Origin of the sequence: Streptomyces sp. NBC_01166 (assembly GCF_045039765.1) — a bacterium.
GTDB lineage: Bacteria > Actinomycetota > Actinomycetes > Streptomycetales > Streptomycetaceae > Streptomyces.
In genome coordinates this window covers 7,048,806-7,071,506 of sequence record NZ_CP108613.1, presented here as the reverse complement: position 1 = coordinate 7,071,506, position 22,701 = coordinate 7,048,806, and the positions used below count along the sequence as shown (strand labels likewise).

The following is a 22,701-nucleotide window of genomic DNA, read 5'->3' as shown; positions in this document are numbered from 1 at the left end:
CCGCGGCAGCACCGAGTGACGCTCGACACTCACAACTGTGCTTGCTTCAGGCGCACTTGAACTTCGTAGCGTCAGCGTCACAGAACGGAAGCCGCGCTCGCGGGCGGCGTCCGGAAGCTGCGCCGGAGCACGCACCGCGGTGTCGTCCCCGGCCGGACGACCGCCTCGCGGGGGACGACGAAGTCCTCCCCGGACAGTGCGGTCCGGTGTCCCGGACACACCTTTCTCACGTTCCCGCCGCTCTCGTCACGGTCTCCGTGTTCACCACGCGACCCGAGCAGCCGGCGCACAACTGCGGCACAAAAGGGGGAAACGAAATGATCACATCATTCCTGGCGCGTCTGCACCGATTCGGTGACGCGGACGCGATCGTCTTCGATTCGGTGCGGTACACGTACGGCGGTCTGGTCGCCGGAATCGCGCGATGGCGGGCGTTCCTGGACGAGCACGAGGTCACCGCGGGCCAGGTCGTGGCCCTGGAGGGGGCCGGGTCCTTCGAGACCTGCGCCGCCCTGCTCGCTCTCGTCGAGCGCGGCGTCGTCCTCGTGCCGCTGACTCCGCTCCCCGAGGCCAAGCGGGCGGAGTTCCACGAGATCGCCCAGGTCGAGGCAGTCGTCACCATCGACGCGGACGGCACCGGCCACTCCTTCGCACGGTCCGGACGGGCCGCGGACCACGAGCTGTACGGGCGGCTGCGTTCGGCCGGGCGGGCAGGTCTGGTGCTCTTCAGCTCGGGCACGACCGGCCGCAGCAAGGCGACGGTCCTGGACTTCACGAAGGTACTCGCCCGGTACGGGGAACCCACCAGGCCGCAGTCCACGCTTGCCTTCCTCAACCTGGACCACATCGGCGGCATCAACACTCTGCTGCACACACTCAGTCAGGGCGGCACCGTGGTCACCCTGCCGGAACGCACACCGGACACCGTCTGCGCGGCGATCGCGCGCTTCGGGATACGGGTACTGCCGACCACCCCCACGTTCCTCAACATGCTGCTGATCTCCGGTGCGTACCAGCGCCACGACCTCAGCTCCCTCTCCCTCGTCACCTACGGCACCGAGCCCATGCCGCTCGGCACCCTCCAGCGGCTGAAGGCGGCACTGCCCGCCGTCCGCCTCAAGCAGACGTACGGTCTCTCCGAACTCGGCATCCTGCCGACCAGGTCGAAGGCCGACGACACCCTGTGGGTGCGCCTGGGAGGGCCCGGGTTCGAGTACCAGGTGCGTGAGGGCGTGCTCTGGATCCGCTCGGACATGGCGATGCTCGGTTATCTCAACGCACCCGCGCCCTTCGACGACGAAGGATTCTTCAACACCCAGGACGCGGTGGAGGTGGACGGCCCGTACGTCCGCATCCTGGGGAGGCGTTCGGAGATCATCAACGTGGCCGGGGAGAAGGTCTACCCCAGCGAGGTCGAGAACGTCCTTCTGGAACTGGACGAGGTGGCGGACGTCACGGTCTCCGGGCGTCCTAGCCACGTCACCGGCATGGTGGTCAAGGCCGTCGTCCGGCTCACCGCCGACGCCGACCACGAGGGGTTCGGCCGCCGGGCCCGGGTCCACTGCCGGGGCAGGCTGGAAGCGTACAAGGTCCCCGCGGTCGTGGAGATCTCCGAGGCCGAGCACCACAACGACCGCTTCAAGAAGACCCGGAGTCTGGTGTGACGGCGCCGGCCGGCACCGTGACCGGGTCCGCCTCGCCGGACGGAGCTCCCGAGGACGGCCGCGTCGCGGTGGTCAGCGGCGGGAGCCGGGGTCTGGGGCGCGTCGTGGTGGAGCGCCTGCTCGCCGACGGCTGGCGGGTGGCGACCTTCAGCCGGACGGCCAACGAGTTCACGGCCGACAGTGAGCGGCTCCACCCGACCCGTTTCCACTGGGAGGCCGCCGATCTCACCGAACCGGCGTCCATGCGGGCCTTCGTAAGGGGCGTCAACCGGCGCTTCGGTCGGGCCGACCTGCTGGTCAACAACGCGGGCGTTCTCCACCAGGAACTCTTCCTGACGACCGCGCCCAAGCGGATCGACACCCTCCTCACCACCAATCTGCTCGCCCCCATGATGCTCACCCAGGCGTGCGCCCGGCTGATGACCCGTCAGGGCGGCAACATCGTCAACGTCTCGTCGATCAACGCGATCCGCGGCTACCGGGGAGTCTCCGTCTACGCGGCGGCGAAGGCGGGACTCGACGGGTTCAGCCGCAGCCTCGCCCGCGAACTCGGAGCGTTCGGCATCCGGGTCAACTCGATCGTCCCGGGCTTCTTCGACAGCGAGATGACCGCCGAGGTCACCGCCGGCAACCGGGAGAAGATCCAGCACCGCACCCCGCTGGGGAGGCTCGGAACCGTGGAGGAGATCGCCGACGCGATCCTCTTCCTCACCTCTCCCCGCGCCCATTTCGTCACCGGTCAGTCCCTTGTCATAGATGGAGGAATCACATGTTGAGCAAGGCCGAGATAACCGAACTCGTCGTCGTCCGGGTACGCGATCTGGTGCTCGATCCGGAGCTTGCCGAAGCCGTCGCCCCGCCGGTGCCCCTCATGGAACTGGGTCTGAACTCCCTCATGCTCGCCCAGCTCCTCATCGAGCTGGAGGCGGAGCTGGACGTCGACCCGTTCGAGGAGCAGTTCTCCATCACCGACATGCGTACGGTGCAGGACCTCGTGGACGCCTACGACCAGGCTCTCGCAGCCGGTGCGGCGGTCTGACATGGCTGCGACCGAACTGCTGCTGCGCTCCATCGACGACTACCTGGGCCCGGCCGAGGGCCGCTTCTTCTCACGGGGTTACCAGCGCGCGGTCTACGACGTCCACACGGTGGCCGTCACCGGCGCCCGGGCGTGCGACGCCGGGGTCACCGCGACCGCCGACATCACGTACCCCGCCGACTGGTCGAGGAAGAAGGCCGGCGTCGACCTGCGGCCCCACCTGAGCACCGTCGACGCGCTGGTGCTGGGCGTCCAGCTGGCCGAGGCCCACACGGCCCACGCCTGGGGCCTCGGCACCGCGGAGCGCAGGACCGTACGGCTGGCCAAGGTGGTGCTGCGTGCGGGAACAGCACCTCAGGAGGTGCTCAACGACATCCCACTCTCCGCCTCCCTGACGCGAACCGGCCCCGAACCGGACGAGCCGGGCCTGCACCGGTCCGTCTACGACTGCTCGGTGGGCGGACTGCGGGTGCGGTGCGAGCTGGTCCACCCGGTCGTGGCGGAGGCGACGACCGGTGTCGTCCACGATTCCCTGGCCGATCTCCTCGGCCCCGGGGAGCCCCGCTTCTACGGCGAGGGTTTCAAGCTCCGCAGGCACACGGTGAGCGACGTACGGGTCTCCGTCCCCGAGCTGACGGCGCACGGAGCGGTCGGCTTCACCACGGTCGCCGGCAGCCAGGCGCCCACCGAGGGCATCGAGGGAGCGCGGCAGCCCTCCGTCTCCCTGATCGACTGCTTCGTCGTCACCCTCCAGCTGGCCCAGGTGCTCATGTACGAACTCGACTCCGTCACCCGGGAGAACAGCAACACGCTCTGGATGATGCAGACCTCGCTGGAGGCGGCCCGGACCCCCGGGCCGCTGACGGCCGGAGACGGGGCGGACGCCCTGCCCCTCACCGCCACGACCGCGGTGACGGCCAAGCGCACGCTCCCGCTGCGCGGCGCGGTCTGGCGCAGCGTCGAGCTGAGCGGCGAGCTGGCGGGCATCCGGATGCGCGCCACCTTCGCCCACGAACTGCCGGCCGACGCCAAGGCCGCCACGGCCTGAACGGCCCCCCATCTACAGGAAGTACACCCATGCGACTGTCCATATCCGGTACGTACTCGGCCGGCAAGACCTTCACCACCATGGCCCTCGCCCACTACACCGGCATCCCGCGATCGCCCGCACGGACGATCCGGGAGATCATGCCGGACGCCGTTCCCGGCAAGGCCCTGACCGAGGTCACCCCCGCCGAGTACATCCAGCTCGCGGTCCGCCGCCATGTCGGCCGTGCCGTCAGCGAGGCGCTTCTGGGCGACAACTTCGTGGCCGACGGTTCGTCGCTGCAGGAGTGGACCTACGCCGCGGCCCGTGTCGAGTTCGGCATGGACCCCGGGGCGGACACCGGTGTGCCGTCCCCTCCCACGGCCGAGATGCTCTTCTTCGGCGAGGTCGCCGACCAGCTCGGCCACGCCTTCCGCCAGCACGTCAAGGAGGGCTTCGACGGCTTCGTCCATCTGCGCAACGAGTTCGCACTCGGCGCCGACGGCCACCGGCCGATGAACGAGGGGTTCCGGGCGCGGTGCGACGAACTGCTGCTGCGCGCCCTGGACGACCTGGCCATCCCGTACCTGCCCGTGGGCGGTTCCGTTCCCGAGCGCCTCACGACGATCGTCGGTCACTTCGGTCTGCCCGTCGTGCGCGGACTGGACGAGGCGATCGCCCTGGCCGAGGCCGACTACGCGAAGGTCGACTGGCGCCTGGAGAAGGCCCGCCGCCCCACCGTGTCCGCAGCCTGACCGCACGTCACCCATCAGCCGGCCGGTGCGGCCCCCGCCGCACCGGCCCGTCCGGGGCACCCGCCCAGGATCCCGAGAAAGCGAACACCATCATGTCCCAGCTCACCGACACGGCCGCCCAGCCGCGTCCGGAGCCACCCGCAGCCCAGCCGCCGGCGCCCTACGCGAAGCGCTGGCTGATGCTGCCCGTCCTCCTCGCCGCCATGTTCATGGCCCAATTCGACCTCTACGTCGTCAACGTCGCGGCCCCGTCGCTGGAGCACGACCTCGGCGCCGGTCAGGCCGCACTCGAACTCATCGTCGCCGGCTACGGGTTCACGTACGCCAGCGGACTGATCACCGGCGGACGTCTCGGGGACCTGCTCGGCTCCCGGGCGATGTTCCTCTACGGAACGCTGGCCTTCACCCTCGCCTCGCTGCTGTGCGGACTCGCGCAGAACTCGGGTGAACTCGTCGGCGCCCGCCTGCTGCAAGGCCTCACCGGCGCGGCCATGGTGCCGCAGGTGCTGGCCACGATCACGAGCGTCTTCCCCGCGGCGGAGCGGGCGAGGGCTCTCGCCTGGTTCGGCGTCACCATCGGCGTCGGCGCCGTGGCGGGCCAGGTCCTGGGCGGTGTGCTGCTCCAGGTGGACGTGCTCGGCCTCGGCTGGCGCGTGATCTTCCTGGTCAACGTGCCGATCGGGCTGGCAGCCGTCGGCTTCGCCCTGCGTCTGCTGCCCCGCCGGGCGCCCGGTGCCGGCGTCAGACTCGACCCGCTGGGTGCCCTCGGGATCTCGGTCTCGCTGGCCCTCTTCCTGCTTCCCCTCGTCATCGGGCGCAGTGAGGGCTGGCCGGTCTGGGCCTGGGTCTGCCTCGTGGCGTCGGTGCCCCTGATGGCGCTGACCCTGAAGTGGGAGAACGCCCTGCTGCGCCGCGGGGGACAGCCGATGCTGGACACCCTCCTGCTGCGCAACAAGGTGTTCGTGCAGGGACTCGTCGTGTGCTTCGGAGCCTTCTGCGCCTTCTTCAGCTTCATGTTCGCCCTGACCCTGGTCTTCCAGACGGGTCTCGGGCTCAGCCCGCTGAAGGCCGGCATCATGTTCACGCCGCTGGGCCTGGCGTTCGCCATCGCCTCGATCCTCTCCCCCCGCATCGCCGCCCGGCAGGGTGCCAGGCTGATCACCATCGGCACGGCCGTGGCCGCGGTCGGCATGCTGGCGCTCGTCATCGACGTCCAGCTCTCCGGGGACGACACGACGGCGCTGCGCCTGGTTGCCCCGATGATCCTCATCGGTCTCGGCAACGGACTGGCGGTACCGGCCGTGACCGGGGCCGTGCTGGCGGGTGCCCGTCCCGCACAGGCGGGAGCCGCCGCCGGAGTGCTGACCACGTCGCAGCAGTTCGCCAGCGCCGCGGGTGTCGCCGTACTGGGCACCGTGTTCTTCGCCGCGGTCGGCACCCGGCACGGTGTCTCCGCCTACGGCGACGCCCTCACCTGGGTCGCCGCCATCGACCTGGCACTGGTCCTGCTCGCCTGCCTGATGAGCACCCGGCTGCCGCGTCCCCCCAAGCCCGTGGCGCCCGTGGCCACCGCCCCGGCCACCACCCGCTGAACCAGCCGACCGAGGGGGCCCGAGCCCGTCCGGCCCCCCTGTCCGCCCATACCGAAGGAGCCCCGCCATGACCGCGACAGCCCCGTCCGTCCTCGCGGACCGCAAGCGACGTATCGCGCTGCTGTTCGAGGAGATCATCACCAACAACCGTCTGGAACTGGCCGACGAGATCTTCGCCGAGGACTTCTACTGGCCGCAGTTCGACCTGCGCGGCCCGGAGGGCGTCCGTACGTGGGTGCGTGCCTTCCGTACCGCCTTCCCGGACATCAGTGACCTCGTCCAGGAGCAGACCGCGGAAGGCGACCTGGTGGTCACCCGCGTGGAGTGCGTCGGCACCCAGCTGGGCCCGTTCCGGGGCCTGCCTCCGAGCGGCAAGCGGGTCACCTTCACCGCCATCGGTATCGACCGGTTCGACGGCGAGAAGGTCGTCGAGCGTTCGGCCCACTTCGACATCGTCGACCTGATGCGGCAGTTGGGACACGAGTCCCTGCGGGTGCCGCCCGTCGCCCAGCCCTGAGTCGGCCGGCGGCCCCCGTACTCCGGCGGGCCGCCGCCACCGTCCGTCCTCCCCCTCCGTACCCGTCGCACCCCGCTCAGGAGAGATCATGAAGCCGGTCCGGTTCGCCTACCACCAGCCCACTTCCGTCGGCGAGGCGATCGCGCTGCTCGGCTCCTTCGGGGGCACGGCGCGGGTGCTCGCGGGCGGGCAGAGCCTCATCCCCCAGCTGAACCGCCGTGCCGTGCGGCCCGAGGCCGTCGTGGACATCGGCCGGCTGCCCGGACTGCGGCACTTCGGCGGGGAGGGCGAAGGCCTGCGGATCGGCGCCCTCGCCACCCACCACGACCTGGAGACGGCCGACCGGCTGCCGCCCGGATTCGCGGTCGTGCCGGAGACCGCGCGGCTCATCGGGCATCCGCCGGTGCGGTCCCGGGGCACCCTGGTCGGCAGTCTGGCGCACGCGGACCCGCGGGCGGAATGGTGTCTGCTCGCCGTCCTCCTGGACGCGGTGGTCACCGTACGCGGGGCCTACGGGGCACGATCGCTCCCGGTACAGGACCTGTTCGCGGGTGGCGGGCGCACCGTCCTCGCCCATGACGAACTGCTGACCGCCGTGTTCCTGCCCCGGCCGGAGCCCGGTGCAGCTCTCTCCGAGACGGCCTTCCAGGAGGGCGGACTGCCCCTGGTGGCCGCCGGCGCCGCGGTCCGCCTCGGTCCCGACGGTATCGCCGTGTCGGTCAGGGCCGCCCTGGCAGGCACCGCCGACCGCCCGGTGCGGCTGCCGGCGCTGGAGCGTGCCCTGTGCGGCACGCGGCCGGACGGGGGCTGGCAGGACAGGGTCGGGGATGCGGTCGCGGAGCTGCCCGAGCCTCCGTCCGACGAGCTCGCGGACTCCTCCTACCGCCGCCGCGCGGCCCAGGCGATGCTCCTGCGGGCCTTCGAGCGGTCGGTCTCCCGCGCCCGTGACGCCGTACCGGCCTCCTGACAGCCCGTCACTCCCTATCTTCCATCCGACGTTCCAGAGAAAGCAGGCAGGCGATGGACTCCCCCACAGGCACCGCGGAACGCTCCGTGCGTCTCACGGTCAACGGAGAGCAGCGGACCATCTCGGTCGAACCCTGGCGCGGCCTCGCCGACGCGCTGCGCCGGAAGCTGGGGCTGACCGGCACCACCGTCGGCTGCGACCAGGGAGAGTGCGGAAGCTGCACCGTCCTCGTGGACGACGCCCCCGTACGGTCGTGTCTCATGCTCGCCGCACAGGCGGACGGCGCCGTCGTCGAAACCGTCGAGTCGCTGGCCCCCGACGGAAAACTGGGCGGGCTGCAGACCTCCTTCAGCGAGCACGGCGCCCTCCAGTGCGGCTTCTGCACCCCCGGTTTCCTGATGCTCGGCACCGGTCTGCTCCGCGCGGAACCCGCCGCCGACCGTGCGCGGATCAGGGAGTGCGTCAGCGCCAACCTGTGCCGCTGCACGGGATACGGCGGCATCGTCGACGCCGTGGCGGCGCTGGCCGACTCCCCCGAGGAGACCTCATGAACGCCATAGGTCTGTCCGTGACCCGGCTGGAGGACCAGCGCCTGCTGACCGGCCGGGGACGATTCCACGACGACGTGACGCGTCCAGGCCAGCTGTGGATGCGTGTGGTCCGCTCGCCCTCCGCGCATGCCCGGCTCGTCGGTGTGGACACCCGGGAGGCTCTGCGACTGCCCGGTGTCACCGGTGTGTACACCGTCGGGGACCTGCCGGGTGACCTGCGCATCCCGGTGCGCCAGCCGCACCCGGGGCTCGACTTCACGCCCTACCTGCAGTCCCCGCTGGCCACCGGGTTCGTCCGTTACGTGGGCGAACCGGTCGCGGTCGTCCTGGCCGACGACCCCTATGTGGCGGAGGACGCCGCCGACCTGGTGACCATGGAACTGGAGGAGCTGCCTGTCGCACTGGACGCCAGGGGCGCCACCGGAGAGCGGCCGGAGAGCCTGGGCGGCGCCGACGCCGAGGTGGGCGTGGTGCGTTTCGCGTACGGGGACGTGGAGGAGGTCTTCCGCACCGCCCCGCACGTGGTGACCGCCGAGCTCGGTACGGGCCGCCACAGCGGCACCCCGCTGGAGCCCCGGGGGCTGGTCGCCGAGTGGGACGAGCGCGCGGAGCGCATGACGATCTGGGGCGCGACGAAGGTCCCCTACTTCAACCGCAGGGTGCTCACCACACTGCTCGGCCTGCCCGAACACAGCATCCACATGCTGGAGTCCGACGCCGGCGGCAGTTTCGGGATACGCGGCGAGTTCTATCCGGAGGACCTCCTCGTTCCGTTCCTGTGCCGGCTGACCGGCCGCCCGGTCAAGTGGTCCGAGGACCGCGAGGAACACTTCCTGGCGGCGAACCACGCCCGCGAGCAGCACCACCGCATCGAGCTGGCCTTCGACGACGAAGGGACGCTGCTGGGGCTGCGTGACGAGGCGTGGCTGGACAGCGGTGCCTACATCCGCACGCACGGCGCGGTCGTCGCGGCCCTCACCTCGGCCATGATCTGCGGTCCCTACCGGCTCGCCGCGTGCAGCAGTGACGTCCACATCGTCATGACGAACAAGACGCCGATCGGTACGTACCGTGCCCCCGGCCGCTTCCAGAACAACTTCGTACGCGAGCACGCCATGGATCTGGCCGCCACCCGCCTGGGCATCGACCCGGTCGAGCTGCGGCGCCGCAATCTGCTCGACGCCACGGAGCTCCCGCACCGCCGGCCGATGCAGGTCTTCGGTGCCCCGATGCTGCTGGACGGCAAGGACCACCTGGAGCACTTCGACAAGTCCCGGACGGCCGTGGGATACGAGGACTGGCGCGCCGAGGCCCGTGCGGCACGGGCGGCGGGCCGGCTGGTGGGCGCCGGATGCGCGGTCCTGCTGGAGAAGGCGGGGCTCGGCCACGACAGCGCGGTGGTGGACATCGGGGTGGGCGGCGCGGTGCGCGTGTCGATGGGCGGGGCCGGATCGGGGCAGGGCATCGAGACGGTGATGGCCCAGATCACGGCGGAGGAGCTGGATGTTCCCGCCGGGACCGTGAAGGTCGTCCTCTCCGACACCGACATCCTGCCGGACGGTGCGGGCAGCTTCGCCAGCCGTTCCACCGTGGTCGGCGGAACGGCGGTGAAACTGGCCGCGGAGGCGGTGGTCGCCAAGGCGAAACGGGTGGCGGCCGTGCTCCTGGAGACCGAGGCGTCCCGACTGGTCATGGCCGGGGGCGAGGTGGTCGTGGCCGACGCCCCGGAGCGGAGGGTGCCGCTGGCGGCTGTCGCCGCCGCCTGCTTCACCCCGCGGTTCATCCGCACCGGGGAGGAGCCGGGCCTCATCGGGCGTGGCACGTACGTCGCCGACGGGATGACCTATCCGTACGGCGCCCACTACACACAGGCCGAGGTCGATCCCCGTACCGGAAGGGTCACCCTACTGCGTTACGCGGTCAGTTACGAGATCGGCCGCGCCGTCCACCCGCGATCCGTCCACGGCCAGCTCGTCGGTGGCGTCGCGCAGGGGATCGGCGGGGCGCTATTCGAGGAATTCCGCTACGACGAACGCGGCAGACCGCTCTCCCTCACCTTCCGCGACTACCTGTGGCCCCGTGCGGGGGATGTGCCGGACATCCAGGTCGAGTTGTACGAGGACTCGCCGGCACCCGGCAATCCGCTTGGCGTGCGCGGTGCCGGCGAGGGCGGCACCGCCGGCGTGGGCGCAGCCGTCGCCAACGCCGTGCGTGACGCCCTCCAGCTCACGGGCGACGTCGGGAGGCTCCCGCTGCACCCGCCGAGGGTGCTGGACCTCCTGCTCGCCCGCCGCTGACCCCGTTCCCGGCCCCCGGCCCTCCGGCCCGGCACAGAAAGAGAGAACTCCATGCCCCGCCTCGACTCCTCCCGCCCTGCCTCTCCCGCCCCTCCTGTCCCTCCCCTCTCTCGTGTTCGCGAGGACCTCGCCGGTCATGTGCGCCGCGCCCTGGGACGTACCCTCGGTGTGCCGCCCGGCGGACTGACCGACGGGCGGGCGGGCCTGCGGCAGCTGGGCGTCGGATCGATGGCCGCCCTGGAGCTGCAACGCCGCCTGGAAGCGGAGCTCGGCGTCCCCGTCAGCCTCCATGTCGTGCTCACCGCCGCCGTCGTCGACGACCTGATCGACCACGTGACCGCGCGGTACGAGCAGGCAGCGGCGTGAGCGCGCCCGGCCGGGCCGCGGGCGGGACGGAGCTCTGGCTGGTCCGCCAGCCCTCCACCGGCACGGCCGCCGACGACTTCGACCGCACGGTGCTCGACGACACCGAGCGCGAACGGGCCGGGACCTGCCGCCGCTCCGCGGGCGGCCGGCTGTACGCGCTGGCGCACATCGCCCTGCGCCGGCTGCTCGGCCACCGGCTCGGCCTGCCCGCCGCGGAGATCCTGTTCGTACGCGAGCCGTGCCCCGGTTGCGGTGAACCGCACGGCAGACCGGCCGTGCATCCGGACCAGGCCGGGCGCGCCGGCGGGGTGCCGACCCACTTCTCCCTGTCCCACGGCAGCGGTCTGGTGCTGCTGGGGCTCTCGTCCATGCCCATCGGTGTGGACGTCGAACAGCTGCCCGGCGCGGAGACGGTACAGATCTGCGCCCCGGCGCTGCACCCCGACGAGTGCACGGAACTGGCCGCTCTCGGCGACACGGCACGAAGACACGCCTTCGGGCGCCTCTGGACCCGCAAGGAGGCCTATCTGAAGGGCATCGGCACAGGACTGAGCCGCGGCCTGAGCGCCGACTACCTGGGTACCGACCCCGCGCGGCACCCTGATGGGTGGGCCGTACGGGACCTGCCCTGCGACCCGGGCCACGTCGCCGCCGTGGCCTGGCGCGGCGCCGCCGGGAGTCCGGTGACGGCCAGGTCGCTCGCCCTGGAGTGGCTGCGCGAGCAGGAGCCGGGCGCACCGTACGGAGCGCTGCTGCTCCCGCCGGCTCCGAGAAGGAGAGAGGCCTCACATGCGCGACATAGCTGAACAGTTGCGGACCTGGCACGCGGCCGGCGACCCGTACGCCGTCGCCACCGTCACGCGGGTGTCGGGCAGCGCCCCCCGCGGACCGGGCGCGGCACTGGCCGTCCGCCAGGACGGCAGCGCCGTCGGCAGCGTCTCGGGCGGCTGCGTGGAGGCGTCGGTGTACGAACTGTGTCTGCGGGCCCTCGCGGAAGGGCGGCCTCTGCGTGAACGGTTCGGGTACAGCGACACCGACGCCTTCGCCGTGGGACTGACCTGCGGCGGGGAGCTGGAGATCCTGGTCCAGCCGGTCGGCCGCGCCGGACCGGCTGCGGACACCGGGGACATCGCTCCGCTCCTCGGCACCGTGCTCGCCCGGATCGCGGCCGGGCTCCCGGTAGCGCTGGCGCGGGTGGCCGACGGTCCTGACCTCCTGCTCGGACTCGGGCTCGTCGTCACACCCGAGGGCTGTCACAGCGTGTTCCCGCCGCGGAGCAACGCCCTCGGACACGCCGTCGAGGCCGAGGCGCGCACCCTGCTGGAAGCGGGCCGCACGGGCATGTTCACTCTCACCCCGGACGGCCGACCGTGCCCCGGGGACGTACCGGGGACGGTCACGGTGCTGGTGGAGACGTGGGCGCCACCGCCACGCATGCTGGTCTTCGGTGCTGTCGACTTCGCCGCGGCGGTGGTGAGCGCCGGCCGCTTCCTCGGCTATCACGTGACGGTCTGCGACGCCCGCCCGGTGTTCGCCACCACCGCCCGCTTCCCCGACGCGCACGAGGTCGTCGTGGACTGGCCCCACCGCTATCTGGACGCGCAGTCGTCCGCGCTGGACGGCCGCACCGCGCTGTGCGTACTCACCCACGACGCGAAGTTCGACGTCCCTCTGCTGCTCAGGGCTCTGCGGCTGCCGCTCGGCTTCGTGGGGGCCATGGGGTCGCGCCGCACCCACGCGGACCGGCTGGCCCGGCTGCGCACAGCCGGGCTCGGCCCCGCCGAACTGGCGCGGCTGCGCTCGCCGATCGGCCTCGACCTCGGCGCCCGTACGCCGGAGGAGACAGCGGTCTCCGTCGCCGCCGAGATCATCGCGCTGCGGGGCGGGGGCAGTTGCCTGCCGCTGTCCGCCGTGTCGGGCGCCATCCACCGTGCCCCGGGCAGGACCGGCGCCTTCCACGCGAGGGACCGTGCTCCCTCGACCGTCATTCCCGCCCTTCACCCGGTACAGGCAGGACCGTGACGCCCCGTACGCCGGACCGGCGGGACCGGATCCGCGTCTACTGTCTGCCGCACGCGGGAGGGAGTGCCGAGGCCTACCGTGACTGGCTGCCGTCCACGACGGGGACGGGTCCGCGTTTCGTCCCCCTGGAGCTGCCTGGCCGCGGGGGCCGCCGCGACGAGCCCCTGGCGGAGACGATGACGGAGCTGGCGGACGGGGTCGTGGACCATCTCGCCCGGCGGCCTTCGGACGAGCCCTTCGCGCTGCTCGGCCACAGCATGGGAGCCTGTCTGGCCTACGAGACCGCCCGGCGTCTGCGGGCGGCGGGACGTACGCTGCCGCGGCTCCTGGTGGTGTCCGGCAGCGGGCCGGTGGGAACGGGTGGCCGTACGGTTGCGTCCGCCTGTTCGGACGAGGAGCTGCTGGACCGCCTCGAGAAGCTCGGTGGCACGCCGCCCGAACTCCTGCGCCACCGGGCGCTGAGACCTCTCTGGCTGCCCGCGGTGCGCGCCGACCTGAGGCTGACGTCCGCCTTCACCGACCGGGCCCGCCCCACCGAGCTCGACTGTCCGATCCTGGCTCTGGGAGGCAGCGGGGACCCCCTGGCCGGCCCTGCCGAAGTCGGCGGATGGAACACCCTGACATCAGCGGGCTTCCATCAACGCCTCTACCCCGGGGGGCACTTCTTCCTGCACAGGCACCGGCGCGCGATCATCGCCCACATCGCGGACCTCCTGGCCGCCCGCCCTGCGCGCGACTGCTGACGGGTCCGGCGTGGACTCGGCCCCGGGCGACCGCGGGTAGGACGCGAGTGCCGGATCGTCACCGACCGCGTACGACCGTCCCACACAGTCGAACATCGGGATGTCGGAGACGTGGTCCCCGTAGGCATAGCAGTCGCGGGCGTCGATGCCTGGGTGGAGCCGCAGGGTACGTCGCACCGCGGACCGTTTCCCCTCGCCGATAACCGGTTCCCTGATCTCACCCGTGTACGTCCCGTTCTCGACGAGGAGTTCGGTGCACAGGACGTGCGCCGCGCCGACCTCGGCGGCGATCGGAGTGACGCACGGCGGGAACGATCCGGAGACGAGGACGACGCCCGCTCCCGCCGCACGGTGCCGCGCGAGTTCGGCCAGGGTGCCGGGCAGGAAGAAGTCCGCTCCGGCGGACCGCAGCGCATACCACTCCGTGCCCAGCCGTTCGGTCTCCTCCACGCTCCGGCCGGCCCACAGCCGGTAGTACGCGCGATTCACCTCCGACCGCGGTGTCCCGGCCGCGCCCAGGGCGCGTATCCCGTCGGCCACCTGCTCGTACCACGGCACCGAGACGAAGCGGAGGAAGTCGAACATCGTCTTCAGCCCCACCAGGGTCTCGTCCACGTCGGAGAAGACGAGGTATCGCCCGCCGCACTCCCCCGACCCGCAGATCCCCACACCCATGATCTCCCCCTCGGCCGACCCGGATCTCTAAAAAAACCTACCAGAAGGAATTATTCATGGACCGCCGGATCGCACCGATTGATGACCACCGGACCTGAGAGGTCGGTTTTCACGGTATGGAGTCATGAATTTGAGCTGGGGAAACATATTTTTGCGCAGCACCGTGGACTTCCCTACATCGGTGCTCCTAGCCTGTGGGGCGTCCGAAGAGCCCCCACGAGCCGCAAGGACGACCCACACGTGACCCCACCACCCAGACACCGTCTGTTCAGACGCTCCGTGTCCGCCTCCCTCTCCCTGGCCCTCACCGCCGTCGGCACCGCGGCGGCGGTGGTCATGGCCGGCGCTCCGGCCGCTCAGGCCGCCGCGGTCCCCGCGCCCTCCCCGGTCGGCATATCCGGCCGGGGCGCCACCGTCCCGTTCAAGGAACAGGAAGCCGAGTACGCCGCCACCAACGGCACCCTGATCGGCCCCGACCGCCTCTACGGCGCCCTGCCCTCCGAGGCGTCCGGCCGGCAGGCGGTGACCCTCGACGCCGCAGGTGAGTACGTCGAGTTCACGCTCACCGCCCCCGCGAACGCGATGACGTTCCGCTACTCGCTGCCGGACAACGCGGCCGGGACGGGCCGGGACGCCTCGCTCGATCTGCGGGTCGACGGCAGCTCGCTCAAGAGCGTGCCGGTGACGTCGAAGTACGGCTGGTACTACGGGGGTTACCCCTTCAACAACAACCCGGGCGACACCGCCCCGCACCACTTCTACGACGAGACACGGACCATGTTCGGGTCCACCCTGGCCGCCGGTACGAAGATCCGGCTCCAGGTGACCTCCACCGCGGCCTCACCGTCGTTCACCATCGACCTGACGGACTTCGAGCAGGTCGGCGCCCCCGTCGGCAAGCCGTCCGGAGCGCTGGACGTGGTGAGCGACTTCGGCGCGGACCCGACGGGTGCCGCCGACTCCACCGCGAAGATCCAGGCCGCGGTGGACGCCGGCCGCACGCAGGGCAAGGAGGTGTACATCCCGCAGGGCACCTTCAAGGTCCAGGACCACATCGTCGTCGACAAGGTGACCCTGCGGGGCGCCGGGCCCTGGTACAGCGTGCTGACGGGACGGCATCCCACCGACCGGAGCAAGGCGGTCGGTGTCTACGGGAAGTACTCGGCGCAGGGTGGCAGCAGCAACGTGACGCTCAAGGACTTCGCCATCATCGGCGACATCCGTGAGCGGGTGGACAACGACCAGGTCAACGCCATCGGCGGGGCCATGTCCGACTCGGTCGTCGACAACGTCTGGATGCAGCACACCAAGTGCGGCGCCTGGATGGACGGTCCGATGGACAACTTCACCATCAGGAACAGCCGGATCCTGGACCAGACCGCCGACGGCGTGAACTTCCACTACGGCGTCACGAACTCCACGGTGACCAACACCTTCGTCCGCAACACCGGCGACGACGGACTGGCCATGTGGGCGGAGAACGTCCCGAACGTGAAGAACAAGTTCACGTTCAACACGGTGATCCTGCCGATCCTCGCCAACAACATCGTCACGTACGGCGGCAAGGACATCACGATCTCCGACAACGTCATGTCGGACACCGTCACCAACGGCGGCGGGCTGCACATCGCCAACCGCTACCCAGGTGTCAACTCCGGCCAGGGGACGGCTGTCTCGGGCACGCACACCGCTGCCCGCAACACCCTGATCCGCACCGGCAACAACGACTTCAACTGGCGCTTCGGCGTCGGCGCGATCTGGTTCAGCGGACTCAACGAGCCGATCAGCAACGCCACGATCAACATCACCGACAGCGAGATCCTGGACAGCTCCTACGCCGCGATCCATCTGATCGAGGGCGCGAGCAACGGGCTGCACTTCGACAACATCAAGATCGACGGCGCGGGCACGTACGCCCTGCAGATCCAGGCTCCGGGCACGGCCTCGTTCAACAAGGTCGTCGCCACGCACATCGCCCAGTCCAACCCGATCCACAACTGCGTGGGCAGCGGCTTCCGGATCACCCAGGGCACCGGCAACTCCGGCTGGTACGCGGACCCGCCCGCCTGCACGGGCGTCTGGCCGGACCCGGTGTGGACCAACGGCGGGGTGCCCGGGAGCGGCGGCCCCACCGACCCGACGGATCCCACGGACCCGACGGATCCGCCCGAGGAGACGGGCAACCTCGCCCGGGGACGCACGGTCACCGAGACCGGCCACGCCGACGTCTACGGCGCGGCCAACGTGGTGGACGGCAACGCGGACACCTACTGGGAGAGCCGTAACAACGCCTTCCCGCAGTCCGTCACCGTGGACCTCGGTGCCGCGAAGGCGGTCAAGCGGCTGGTGCTGAAGCTGCCCCCGGCCACCGCCTGGGCGACACGCACCCAGACGATCGGCGTCACGGGCAGCACCGACAACTCGGCGTACAGCTCACTGAAGTCGCCCGCCGGGTACACCTTCAACCCGTCGAGCGGCAACACGGCGACGGTGACGCTGACGGGAACGCCGGTCCGCTACCTGCGGCTGACGTTCACCGCGAACACCGGCTGGCCGGCGGGTCAGCTGTCCGAGCTGGAGGCCTACACCAGCTGACCGCGCGCATGGAGACGGGCCCGGCCCGGCGGCCGGGCCCGTCTCCGTACGGGGAGGTCAGGGCTTGAGCGTGAAGGACTCGGCGGCCGGGGCCACCTCGGCCGGGCGGACCACCTTGAGGCCTCCGGGCGTCTTGGCGTCCGGCTTCATGACGACGGTCTCCCGGGTGGAGGGCGCCGACGGGTCGGTGAAGTCGTGCGAGATACCGAAGTCATCGCCGAAGCCCTTGATGGTGAGCAGCGCCTTGTCGACACCCTCACGGGTGAGGTCCTTCGACTCGCAGGCCTTCTTCAGCGCCTCGCCGAAGACGGACGCGGCGTTGTATCCGGCGATGACGCCGTTGTCGAGACCGTCCTTGGGGTACTGGGCGGCGTACGCCTTGGCGAGCTTCGCCGGGCCCTCGGCACTGTCACCGATGGGCAGGGTGGAGGAACCGATGTAGTAGTCCTTCTGCAGGGCCGCGCCCGCCTGGGTCGCCAGGAGCTGCGGGGCGTACGCGGAGTTGTTGCCGACGACCGGGACGTTGAAGCCGGTGGCCGCGGCCACACCGACCAGGGAGGCCGCCTGGCGCGGTCCCGCGCTGATGACGACGGCCTTCACGCCGGCCTGCTTGAGCGCGGAGACCTGGGCGGTCATGTCGTTGTCGGTCGGCTTGATCTTCTGCTCGACGACGGTGAGACCCGCTTCCTGGGCCGCGTGCTTGGAGCCGGCCAGGGCGTTCTCGCCGTAGTCGCCCTCGAAGTAGACGTGACCGATCTTGTCGCCCTTGGCGATGCGCTTCTCGTCGAGCAGGAAGTCGATCAGGTTGATGGTCTCGACGTCGTAGGTGGCGCCGATGACGCGGACGTACTTGGATCCGACCAGGTTCGCCGACCATGCCTGCGGCAGGACGATGCCCTTGTCCTGGCCGTCGATGCGGGACTCGACGGCGGCGACGAACGGGGAGCCGATGAACTGGGTGAAGCCCAGCACCTCCGGCTCCAGCTCGGTGTAGGCGCCGATCGCCTTCTGCGGGTCGTATCCGTGGTCACGTACGGTCAGTTCGATCTGCCGGTCGCAGATGCCGCCGGCCTTGTTGGTCTCCTTCACCCAGAGCTGCTGGGCCTGGGTGACGCTCTTGCCCAGCGAGGCGTACACCCCGGTCATGTCGGTGAGGGCCCCGAGGGTGATCTTCGAGTCGGTGACGCCCTCCCCGGTCTTCACACCGTTCTTGTCAGCGGCGCCGTCGTCAGACGACTTCGCCTTCTCGCTGCATCCCGCGAGGGTGAGGGTGAGAGCCGCCACAACGGCTCCGACAACACGTAGCTTCATTTCTTCTTCTCCCCTGGATTCTTCAGACGCGCAATGCCGCCGGGCAGGAACAGGACGACCGCGACGACCGCGGCGCCGTACAGATAGCGGGACGCCTCGCCCGGTGCGATGCCGCCCGTACCAGGGGCGGACACCAGGGGGAGGGAGTCGCTGTAGTGGGTGAGCACCTGCGGGAGCAGCGACACGAACGCGGCACCGATGACGGCTCCCGCGACGCTGCCCAGCCCGCCGATGACGATCATGGCGAGGTATTCGAGGGACAGGATCATGCCGAAGTACTCGGGCACGGTCCGCTGGAAGACCAGCGCGAGCAGGACGCCCGCGAGGCCCGCGTACATCGAGGACAGGACGAAGACGCCCGCCCGGTACCGGGCGACCGGCACCCCCATCACGCCGGCCGCGATCCGGTGGTCCCGGATGGCGTTGAGCGCCCGGCCGGGCCTGCCGCGCAGCACCCCGCGGGCGAAGAGCCCGCTCGCCAGCAGGGCGGCCAGCCCCAGGTACCAGAGCTTCTCGGACGACTGGAAGGGCACTGCGGCGACGACCACCTCGGCGTCGTCGAAGGTGAACCCGAAGAGCGAGAGGGGCGGCACCGGGCGGCCGTTGAAGCCACCGGTGAGCGAGCCCGCGTTGAACAGCACGTGCTGGCCGATGAAGATCAGCGCGAGCGTGGCGATACCGAGGTAGGCGCCGCTCAGCCGCCCCGCGATGGGGCTGAAGAGCCCCCCGGCCGCACCGGCCAGGAGCACGGCCAGGACAGCCGCGAGCCAGGTGGGCAGGCCGAGGCCGGTGAGGGCGTGCCCGTTCTCGGTACTGCTCTCGCCCCCCAGGATGCAGTAGCCGTACGCGCCGACGGCGAGGAAGAAGGCGTGCCCCATGGAGAGCTGGCCGGTGGAGCCGGTGAGCAGGTTGAGCCCGATCGCCCCGATCGCGGCGGCCATGGCGAACAGTCCGGCCTGGAGCCAGAACCTGTCCAGGTAGAACGGGAACAGGAGGAGCAGCACCGAGCCGGCGAGCCAGAGGTACGGGGCGGGCCGCCGCACCCGGTCGGTGAACGACGCTCCGGCGGCGGGTGCGGCCCCCGTGACGTCCTTGACGGCTTCAGACACGGGACAGCTCCTTCGTACCGAAGAGTCCCGCCGGCCGGACGAGCAGGACGACCACCATCACCAGGTACGGCGCGAGATCACCGATGCCGCGTCCGAGGAAGGAGAGGTCGCTCTGGTAGCCCGTGGCGAGTGACTCGGTGACTCCGACGACGAGACCTCCGACGAGCGCCCCGGTCGTCGAGTCGAGGCCGCCGAGGATCGCGGCGGGGAACGCCTTGAGGGCGGCGAGTGAGGTGGCCCGTTCCAGACCGGGGGTCGGGAACACCGTGAGGAAGAGCGCGGCGACGGCGGCGAGTGCTCCCGCGACCGCCCAGGCGGAGAGGGAGACCCGGCCGAGGCGGATGCCCATCAGCGCGGCGGTCTGCGGGTTCTCGGCGGCGGCCCGCATGGAGACGCCCCACGAGGTGAAGCGGAAGGCGAGCAGGAACACCGTGATGAGCAGCCCCGCGACGAGGAACGCCGCGATGCGGGTCTCCGCGAGGGTGACGCCCCCGATGGTGACGACGTCGTCGCCCCACGGGTCGCCCAGTGACATGACGTCCGTCCCCATGCGCCGGGTGAGTTCGGTGGTGAGGATGATGTCGACGCCGATGGTGACGATGGCCAGGACGCTCTGGTCGCTCCCCCGGTAGCGGCGCATGACGAGGAACTCGACCGCCGAGCCGACGACCGCCGCGCCCGCGATACCGACGCCGAGGGCCGGCCAGAAGCCGATGTCGTCGTGGAGCACGGCGGTGACGTATCCGCCGGCCAGCAGCAGCGAGGCGTGGGCGAAGTTGACGACCTCGGTCGCCTTGAAGATGACGACGAAGCCCAGGGCGATCAGTGCGTAGACCGACCCTATGGAGAGGCCGCCGAGGAGGAGTTCGATGAAGGTGGTCATTCCTGTGCCCCCAGGTAGGCCTGCACGACGGCCGGGTCGTTCTGCACCTCGGCGGGCGTGCCACCCGCGATCCTGCGTCCGAAGTCGAGTACGGTCACGGCGTCCGCGAGCCGCATCACCACCCCCATGTCGTGTTCGACCATGACGATCGAGATGCCGAGGCTGTCGCGCACACCGGCGACGACGGCCGCGGTGCGGCGGCGCTCGTCGGCGGTCATGCCCGCGATGGGCTCGTCGAGGAGCAGGATCTCGGGCTCCATGCACAGGGCGCGGCCGAGCTCGACGAGCTTCTGCTTCCCGTACGGGAGGGCGCCTGCGGGGAAGTCGAGTTCCTTGTCCAGGCCGATGAACTCGGCTATCTCACGCACTCGTTCGAGATGCCGGTGGGCCTCACGGGTGGCGGAGGGCAGCCTCAGCCCGGAGGCCACGAACCCGGCGCGGGTGAGCCGGTGCCGGCCGAGCATGAGGCTTTCGGCGACGGTGGCGTGCGGCGGCAGGGCCAGGTTCTGGAAGGTGCGGGCGACGCCGAGGTCGGCGATCCTGTGCGGGGCGAGACCGGTGAGTTCGGTGGAGCCGAGGTGCACGCTGCCCGAGGTGGCGCGGTAGACGCCGGAGAGCACGTTGAACGTGGTGGACTTTCCCGCGCCGTTGGGTCCGATGACGGCGTGCACACTGCCCGGTTCCACGGTGAAGGACACCGCGTCGAGGGCGGTGAGCCCGGCGAAGCGCACGGTCACGTCGCGCACGGCGAGAGGGGCCGGGGCGGTCGTCACGCGGACCACCTGCTCAGGGTGCGGGTGACGCCTTCCGCCTGGGCGGCGTCCTCGGCGGCCGTCTCGTCGACGACACCGAGATAGCGCCGGCGCACCTCGTCGGAGGCGGCGAGTTCGTCGGCCGGGCCGTCCAGCGCCACCTCGCCGACATCCAGGACGTACGCCGTGGAGGCGAGCCGCAGCGCGATGGCCGCGTTCTGCTCGACGAGCATGACGGAGGTGCCGCCCGCGTTGATCTCCTGGATCGTCTCGGCGATCCTGGCCGCCATCAGCGGGGCGAGCCCGAGGGACGGTTCGTCGAGCAGCAGCAGGCGGGGGGCGGCCATCAGGGCCCGGCCCATCGCCAGCATCTGCTGCTCACCGCCGGAGAGCAGTCCCGCCCGCTGGTGCGCGCGCTCGGCGAGCACGGGGAACAGTTCGTGTACGCGCCGGAGGGCGGTGGCCGTCGCTTTCCGCCCGCCGCTTGCCCCGAGGGCGCCCGCCCGCAGATTGTCCGCCACCGTCATCCGGGCGAACACCTGCCGCCCTTCCGGTACCTGGATCACTCCCGCCGCCACCACCTGGGCGGGGCGGAGCCCGTCCAGGGGACGGCCGTCGAAGCGGATGGTGCCCGTGCCCGTGCCGCGGTGGAAGCCGAGGGTCCGCGATACGGCCCGCAGCAGCGTGGTCTTGCCGGCGCCGTTGCCACCGAGTACAGCGGTGATCGCGCCGGCCGGCACGTCGACGGAGACGTCGCGCAGTGCCCGTACCGGGCCGTAGCCCACGGACAGTTCGCGGATCTCGAGCGTTGCCATGCGTCCTCCTCCTTCCGACTGGTCGTTGTGGTGCCACAGACCAGCAGCGGGCGGGGCGCGCGTCCACGGCCCCGGGCGCAATCGCTGCGGGTGACCAGTCTTCGAACGGCCCGGTTGTGCGGGTGCACAGAGGGAGGTGATGCGCGGTCCTCCCCGGGGCGGCCGGTGGCATTCTCACCAGCCATGAGCGGGGCGGGTCCTTCGTTCGGATCGGACTGGAGCCCAGCCTGATCCGAACGAGGGGCCCCTGGCTGCGGAACGGAGCGAAGACATGCGGCGGCGCGGTGACGAGCAGGGCCGGGCACTGCTCGACGCCCTGCTGGAGGGCCGGTCGGAGCCGGGCCTCGCGGCGCGCGCGGCGAGCGGTCTCGGTCTGCCGGAGCGGGGCCGTTACGCGGTGGCGGTGGTGCGGGCGGGCGAGGGCGGGCCGGTGTGCGTGGCGCTGGAGGCGGAGGGGCTGCGGTGCTTCCGCCGGAGACGAGGAGACCGCGAGACCGTCGTCGTCGCTCTGGGTGACCGGGATCCGGCGGCGCTCACCGCCCTGCTGACGGGGTGTCCGGGCCCCGGCGGAATCGGCCCGGTGGCCGACGGCCTGACGGGGCTGGGGGCCGCGCGCCGGCTGGCGGAGGTGGCGCTGCTGACCTGTCCACCGGACACGGCGGAGATCGTCCGGCTGGAGGAGCGGCTGCCCGCGGCGCTGGTGGTGAGCCAGCCGGAGCTGGCGGCCAGGCTGGTCGCGGATGTCTTCGGTCCGCTGCTGGCGCTGGATCCGGCGGACCGGGCACTGCTGGTGCGGACGCTCGAGGCGTGGCTGGAGTGCGGGGGGTCGGCGGGGCGGGCGGCCGGCCGGCTGTACTGCCACCGCAACACCGTGCTCAACCGCTTGCGGCGGCTGGAGCGGCTGACCTCTCGGTCGTTGTCACGGCCGCGTGAGCTGATCGAGATGATGCTGGCGCTGGACGCGTTCACACTGACGGCTTCGCAGCCGTGAGGGGGGTGCCGGCCGCCCGGCACCCCCCTC

General features: G+C 71.2%; 22 protein-coding genes. 16 read left to right on the top strand and 6 right to left on the bottom strand.

Features of this window, described 5'->3' with window-relative positions; translation table 11 throughout:
• Positions 1-317 precede the first annotated feature (317 nt).
• The 14 genes from OG379_RS32010 to OG379_RS31945 all read left to right on the top strand — a co-directional run bounded on the left by OG379_RS32010 (position 318) and on the right by OG379_RS31945 (position 13,540).
• Entirely contained in the window at positions 318-1,664 is a 1,347-nt protein-coding gene (locus OG379_RS32010; RefSeq protein ID WP_405666555.1) for a class I adenylate-forming enzyme family protein, read from the top strand.
• Entirely contained in the window at positions 1,661-2,440 is a 780-nt protein-coding gene (locus OG379_RS32005) for an SDR family NAD(P)-dependent oxidoreductase (RefSeq protein WP_393766349.1), read from the top strand. Before OG379_RS32010 ends, OG379_RS32005 begins: the two co-directional genes overlap by 4 nt.
• Entirely contained in the window at positions 2,434-2,703 is a 270-nt protein-coding gene (locus OG379_RS32000; RefSeq protein ID WP_401629451.1) for a phosphopantetheine-binding protein, read from the top strand. The genes OG379_RS32005 and OG379_RS32000 overlap by 7 nt, the downstream gene beginning before the upstream one ends.
• A 1-nt stretch (position 2,704) precedes the next feature.
• Positions 2,705-3,751, top strand: a complete 1,047-nt coding sequence (locus OG379_RS31995; protein ID WP_405666552.1) for an AvrD family protein — start codon at positions 2,705-2,707, stop codon at positions 3,749-3,751.
• 29 nt (positions 3,752-3,780) lie between these two features.
• The gene (locus OG379_RS31990; RefSeq protein WP_405666550.1) at positions 3,781-4,485 is read left to right on the top strand and encodes an AAA family ATPase; all 705 of its coding nucleotides are present in this window, start codon (positions 3,781-3,783) and stop codon (positions 4,483-4,485) included.
• Positions 4,486-4,577: 92 nt separating this feature from the next.
• A complete protein-coding gene (locus tag OG379_RS31985) occupies positions 4,578-6,077 on the top strand; it encodes an MFS transporter (protein ID WP_405666549.1) in 1,500 nt (499 codons plus the stop codon).
• Positions 6,078-6,144: 67 nt separating this feature from the next.
• Positions 6,145-6,594: an ester cyclase gene (locus OG379_RS31980; RefSeq protein ID WP_405666547.1), complete on the top strand. Its 450-nt coding sequence runs from the start codon at positions 6,145-6,147 to the stop codon at positions 6,592-6,594.
• A gap of 88 nt (positions 6,595-6,682) precedes the next feature.
• Positions 6,683-7,561 carry an FAD binding domain-containing protein gene (locus OG379_RS31975; protein WP_405666545.1) on the top strand — a complete coding sequence of 293 codons (879 nt, stop codon included), beginning with the start codon at positions 6,683-6,685 and terminating at the stop codon, positions 7,559-7,561.
• Positions 7,562-7,614: 53 nt separating this feature from the next.
• The gene (locus OG379_RS31970; RefSeq protein WP_405666544.1) at positions 7,615-8,112 is read left to right on the top strand and encodes a (2Fe-2S)-binding protein; all 498 of its coding nucleotides are present in this window, start codon (positions 7,615-7,617) and stop codon (positions 8,110-8,112) included.
• The gene (locus tag OG379_RS31965; RefSeq protein ID WP_405666542.1) at positions 8,109-10,409 is read left to right on the top strand and encodes a xanthine dehydrogenase family protein molybdopterin-binding subunit; all 2,301 of its coding nucleotides are present in this window, start codon (positions 8,109-8,111) and stop codon (positions 10,407-10,409) included. Before OG379_RS31970 ends, OG379_RS31965 begins: the two co-directional genes overlap by 4 nt.
• A gap of 51 nt (positions 10,410-10,460) precedes the next feature.
• Positions 10,461-10,775 carry an acyl carrier protein gene (locus OG379_RS31960; protein WP_405666540.1) on the top strand — a complete coding sequence of 105 codons (315 nt, stop codon included), beginning with the start codon at positions 10,461-10,463 and terminating at the stop codon, positions 10,773-10,775.
• The gene (locus OG379_RS31955; RefSeq protein ID WP_405666538.1) at positions 10,772-11,581 is read left to right on the top strand and encodes a 4'-phosphopantetheinyl transferase family protein; all 810 of its coding nucleotides are present in this window, start codon (positions 10,772-10,774) and stop codon (positions 11,579-11,581) included. The genes OG379_RS31960 and OG379_RS31955 overlap by 4 nt, the downstream gene beginning before the upstream one ends.
• Positions 11,565-12,797, top strand: a complete 1,233-nt coding sequence (locus OG379_RS31950) for an XdhC family protein (RefSeq protein ID WP_405666536.1) — start codon at positions 11,565-11,567, stop codon at positions 12,795-12,797. The genes OG379_RS31955 and OG379_RS31950 overlap by 17 nt, the downstream gene beginning before the upstream one ends.
• On the top strand, positions 12,794-13,540 hold the full coding sequence (locus tag OG379_RS31945; RefSeq protein ID WP_405666534.1) for a thioesterase II family protein: 747 nt from the start codon (positions 12,794-12,796) through the stop codon (positions 13,538-13,540). The genes OG379_RS31950 and OG379_RS31945 overlap by 4 nt, the downstream gene beginning before the upstream one ends.
• On the opposite strand, the gene OG379_RS31940 is transcribed toward OG379_RS31945, so the two are convergent.
• Entirely contained in the window at positions 13,421-14,215 is a 795-nt protein-coding gene (locus OG379_RS31940) for an HAD-IB family hydrolase (RefSeq protein WP_405666532.1), read from the bottom strand. The two genes, OG379_RS31945 and OG379_RS31940, sit on opposite strands and share 120 nt — an antisense overlap.
• 240 nt (positions 14,216-14,455) lie before the next feature.
• Between OG379_RS31940 and OG379_RS31935 the strand changes: the two genes are divergently transcribed.
• Complete coding sequence (locus tag OG379_RS31935; RefSeq protein WP_405666531.1) at positions 14,456-16,810, top strand: discoidin domain-containing protein; 2,355 nt, start codon at positions 14,456-14,458, stop codon at positions 16,808-16,810.
• A 57-nt stretch (positions 16,811-16,867) separates the two neighbouring features.
• Here the strand turns inward: OG379_RS31935 and OG379_RS31930 are convergent, their stop codons facing one another.
• The 5 genes from OG379_RS31930 to OG379_RS31910 are packed head-to-tail and all read right to left on the bottom strand — an operon-like array spanning position 16,868 to position 21,680.
• Complete coding sequence (locus tag OG379_RS31930) at positions 16,868-18,121, bottom strand: ABC transporter substrate-binding protein (RefSeq protein WP_405666529.1); 1,254 nt, start codon at positions 18,119-18,121, stop codon at positions 16,868-16,870.
• On the bottom strand, positions 18,118-19,230 hold the full coding sequence (locus OG379_RS31925) for a branched-chain amino acid ABC transporter permease (protein WP_405666527.1): 1,113 nt from the start codon (positions 19,228-19,230) through the stop codon (positions 18,118-18,120). Before OG379_RS31925 ends, OG379_RS31930 begins: the two co-directional genes overlap by 4 nt.
• On the bottom strand, positions 19,223-20,113 hold the full coding sequence (locus OG379_RS31920) for a branched-chain amino acid ABC transporter permease (RefSeq protein ID WP_393766366.1): 891 nt from the start codon (positions 20,111-20,113) through the stop codon (positions 19,223-19,225). The genes OG379_RS31925 and OG379_RS31920 overlap by 8 nt, the downstream gene beginning before the upstream one ends.
• Positions 20,110-20,895, bottom strand: coding sequence for an ABC transporter ATP-binding protein (locus tag OG379_RS31915; RefSeq protein WP_405666525.1), 786 nt, complete (start codon positions 20,893-20,895; stop codon positions 20,110-20,112). Before OG379_RS31915 ends, OG379_RS31920 begins: the two co-directional genes overlap by 4 nt.
• Complete coding sequence (locus OG379_RS31910; protein WP_393766368.1) at positions 20,883-21,680, bottom strand: ABC transporter ATP-binding protein; 798 nt, start codon at positions 21,678-21,680, stop codon at positions 20,883-20,885. The genes OG379_RS31915 and OG379_RS31910 overlap by 13 nt, the downstream gene beginning before the upstream one ends.
• Positions 21,681-21,951: 271 nt before the next feature.
• Between OG379_RS31910 and OG379_RS31905 the strand changes: the two genes are divergently transcribed.
• The gene (locus tag OG379_RS31905; protein WP_405666523.1) at positions 21,952-22,671 is read left to right on the top strand and encodes a helix-turn-helix domain-containing protein; all 720 of its coding nucleotides are present in this window, start codon (positions 21,952-21,954) and stop codon (positions 22,669-22,671) included.
• The last annotated feature ends 30 nt before the right edge of the window (positions 22,672-22,701 follow it).

Excerpts from the sequence above, each read along its gene's own strand:
- OG379_RS32010 (WP_405666555.1), top strand. The coding sequence starts at position 318 with ATGATCACATCATTCCTGGCGCGTCTGCACCGATTCGGTGACGCGGAC.
- OG379_RS32000 (WP_401629451.1), top strand. The coding sequence starts at position 2,434 with ATGTTGAGCAAGGCCGAGATAACCGAACTCGTCGTCGTCCGGGTACGC.
- OG379_RS31995 (WP_405666552.1), top strand. The coding sequence starts at position 2,705 with ATGGCTGCGACCGAACTGCTGCTGCGCTCCATCGACGACTACCTGGGC.
- OG379_RS31990 (WP_405666550.1), top strand. The coding sequence starts at position 3,781 with ATGCGACTGTCCATATCCGGTACGTACTCGGCCGGCAAGACCTTCACC.
- OG379_RS31985 (WP_405666549.1), top strand. The coding sequence starts at position 4,578 with ATGTCCCAGCTCACCGACACGGCCGCCCAGCCGCGTCCGGAGCCACCC.
- OG379_RS31980 (WP_405666547.1), top strand. The coding sequence starts at position 6,145 with ATGACCGCGACAGCCCCGTCCGTCCTCGCGGACCGCAAGCGACGTATC.
- OG379_RS31975 (WP_405666545.1), top strand. The coding sequence starts at position 6,683 with ATGAAGCCGGTCCGGTTCGCCTACCACCAGCCCACTTCCGTCGGCGAG.
- OG379_RS31970 (WP_405666544.1), top strand. The coding sequence starts at position 7,615 with ATGGACTCCCCCACAGGCACCGCGGAACGCTCCGTGCGTCTCACGGTC.
- OG379_RS31965 (WP_405666542.1), top strand. The coding sequence starts at position 8,109 with ATGAACGCCATAGGTCTGTCCGTGACCCGGCTGGAGGACCAGCGCCTG.
- OG379_RS31960 (WP_405666540.1), top strand. The coding sequence starts at position 10,461 with ATGCCCCGCCTCGACTCCTCCCGCCCTGCCTCTCCCGCCCCTCCTGTC.
- OG379_RS31950 (WP_405666536.1), top strand. The coding sequence starts at position 11,565 with ATGCGCGACATAGCTGAACAGTTGCGGACCTGGCACGCGGCCGGCGAC.
- OG379_RS31940 (WP_405666532.1), bottom strand. The coding sequence starts at position 14,215 with ATGGGTGTGGGGATCTGCGGGTCGGGGGAGTGCGGCGGGCGATACCTC.
- OG379_RS31930 (WP_405666529.1), bottom strand. The coding sequence starts at position 18,121 with ATGAAGCTACGTGTTGTCGGAGCCGTTGTGGCGGCTCTCACCCTCACC.
- OG379_RS31920 (WP_393766366.1), bottom strand. The coding sequence starts at position 20,113 with ATGACCACCTTCATCGAACTCCTCCTCGGCGGCCTCTCCATAGGGTCG.
- OG379_RS31910 (WP_393766368.1), bottom strand. The coding sequence starts at position 21,680 with ATGGCAACGCTCGAGATCCGCGAACTGTCCGTGGGCTACGGCCCGGTA.
- OG379_RS31905 (WP_405666523.1), top strand. The coding sequence starts at position 21,952 with ATGCGGCGGCGCGGTGACGAGCAGGGCCGGGCACTGCTCGACGCCCTG.